Source organism: Nocardia sp. NPDC057227 (genome assembly GCF_042669725.1).
Lineage (GTDB): Bacteria > Actinomycetota > Actinomycetes > Mycobacteriales > Mycobacteriaceae > Nocardia > Nocardia asteroides_A.
In genome coordinates, this window is sequence record NZ_JBHUXA010000049.1 from 1 (window position 1) to 2,335 (window position 2,335).

A 2,335-nucleotide genomic window follows, 5' to 3' on the forward strand; every position below is an offset into this window, starting at 1 on the left:
GGTTCGGATGTGTGTGCGTGTGTTCTTTGAGAACTCAATAGTGTGTCGATGAATGTCAGTGCCAAATTTTTTGGTTCTCGATTCTTGCACCCCCGTGTGAGGGTCGGGACATTTTAGTCAGCAAATACTTTTTGCTGGCGTTTTGTTTTGCTGGGTTTTCGGACTCGCGTTTTTCTTTCGATTGCGCCCCTTTTGGGGGTGTGGTTGTGAGTCTTCAACGGAGAGTTTGATCCTGGCTCAGGACGAACGCTGGCGGCGTGCTTAACACATGCAAGTCGAGCGGTAAGGCCCTTCGGGGTACACGAGCGGCGAACGGGTGAGTAACACGTGGGTGATCTGCCTCGCACTCTGGGATAAGCCTGGGAAACTGGGTCTAATACCGGATAGGACCACTGATCGCATGGTTGGTGGTGGAAAGATTTATCGGTGTGAGATGGGCCCGCGGCCTATCAGCTTGTTGGTGGGGTAATGGCCTACCAAGGCGACGACGGGTAGCCGGCCTGAGAGGGCGACCGGCCACACTGGGACTGAGACACGGCCCAGACTCCTACGGGAGGCAGCAGTGGGGAATATTGCACAATGGGCGAAAGCCTGATGCAGCGACGCCGCGTGAGGGATGACGGCCTTCGGGTTGTAAACCTCTTTCGACAGGGACGAAGCGCAAGTGACGGTACCTGTAGAAGAAGCACCGGCCAACTACGTGCCAGCAGCCGCGGTAATACGTAGGGTGCGAGCGTTGTCCGGAATTACTGGGCGTAAAGAGCTTGTAGGCGGTCTGTCGCGTCGTCCGTGAAAACTTGGGGCTCAACCCCAAGCTTGCGGGCGATACGGGCAGACTTGAGTACTTCAGGGGAGACTGGAATTCCTGGTGTAGCGGTGAAATGCGCAGATATCAGGAGGAACACCGGTGGCGAAGGCGGGTCTCTGGGAAGTAACTGACGCTGAGAAGCGAAAGCGTGGGTAGCAAACAGGATTAGATACCCTGGTAGTCCACGCCGTAAACGGTGGGTACTAGGTGTGGGTTTCCTTCCACGGGATCCGTGCCGTAGCTAACGCATTAAGTACCCCGCCTGGGGAGTACGGCCGCAAGGCTAAAACTCAAAGGAATTGACGGGGGCCCGCACAAGCGGCGGAGCATGTGGATTAATTCGATGCAACGCGAAGAACCTTACCTGGGTTTGACATACACCGGAAACCTGCAGAGATGTAGGCCCCCTTGTGGTCGGTGTACAGGTGGTGCATGGCTGTCGTCAGCTCGTGTCGTGAGATGTTGGGTTAAGTCCCGCAACGAGCGCAACCCTTGTCCTGTATTGCCAGCGGGTTATGCCGGGGACTTGCAGGAGACTGCCGGGGTCAACTCGGAGGAAGGTGGGGACGACGTCAAGTCATCATGCCCCTTATGTCCAGGGCTTCACACATGCTACAATGGCCGGTACAGAGGGCTGCGATACCGTGAGGTGGAGCGAATCCCTTAAAGCCGGTCTCAGTTCGGATCGGGGTCTGCAACTCGACCCCGTGAAGTTGGAGTCGCTAGTAATCGCAGATCAGCAACGCTGCGGTGAATACGTTCCCGGGCCTTGTACACACCGCCCGTCACGTCATGAAAGTCGGTAACACCCGAAGCCGGTGGCCTAACCCCTTGTGGGAGGGAGCCGTCGAAGGTGGGATCGGCGATTGGGACGAAGTCGTAACAAGGTAGCCGTACCGGAAGGTGCGGCTGGATCACCTCCTTTCTAAGGAGCACATAGCATTTCGGGTCCGAGTGTGGCCCGGTGTTGCTCACGGGTGGAACGCTGACGCCGCGTCGCAAGACGCTATATCGACACACTGTTGGGTCCTGAAAGAACACGCGGAAGCGAGTTTTTTCGAGGAAGAAGAATACGACGAGACCGCGCAGCGGTTCATACCGCGGGAGCTTTCGGGTTTCCGGTTGGTGCTGCGATTGTGTGGTGGTCTTGTGTGTTGTTTGAGAACTGTACAGTGGACGCGAGCATCTTTGTTTGTAAGTGTTTAAGAGCGTTCGGTGGATGCCTTGGCACCAGGAGCCGATGAAGGACGTAGGAGGCTGCGATAAGCCTCGGGGAGCTGTCAACCGAGCTGTGATCCGAGGATGTCCGAATGGGGAAACCCGGCACGAGTGATGTCGTGTCACCCGCATCTGAATGTATAGGGTGTGTGGAGGGAACGCGGGGAAGTGAAACATCTCAGTACCCGCAGGAAGAGAAAACAACAGTGATTCCGTGAGTAGTGGCGAGCGAAAGCGGATGAGGCTAAACCGTGTAGATGTGATAGCCGGCAGGCGTTGTCTATGCGGGGTCGTGGGGTCATTTTTCCC

General features: G+C 56.5%; 2 rRNA genes (1 of these 2 cut by a window edge). Both read left to right on the forward strand.

The window, feature by feature from the left end:
• Nucleotides 1-214 precede the first annotated feature (214 nt).
• Nucleotides 215-1,733 (forward strand): 16S ribosomal RNA (locus tag ACFUJ1_RS34120).
• Nucleotides 1,734-2,000: 267 nt separating this feature from the next.
• Nucleotides 2,001-2,335 (forward strand): 23S ribosomal RNA (locus ACFUJ1_RS34125) (it continues 2,881 nt past the right edge of the window).
• Together the 16S and 23S rRNA genes form the textbook arrangement of a ribosomal RNA operon.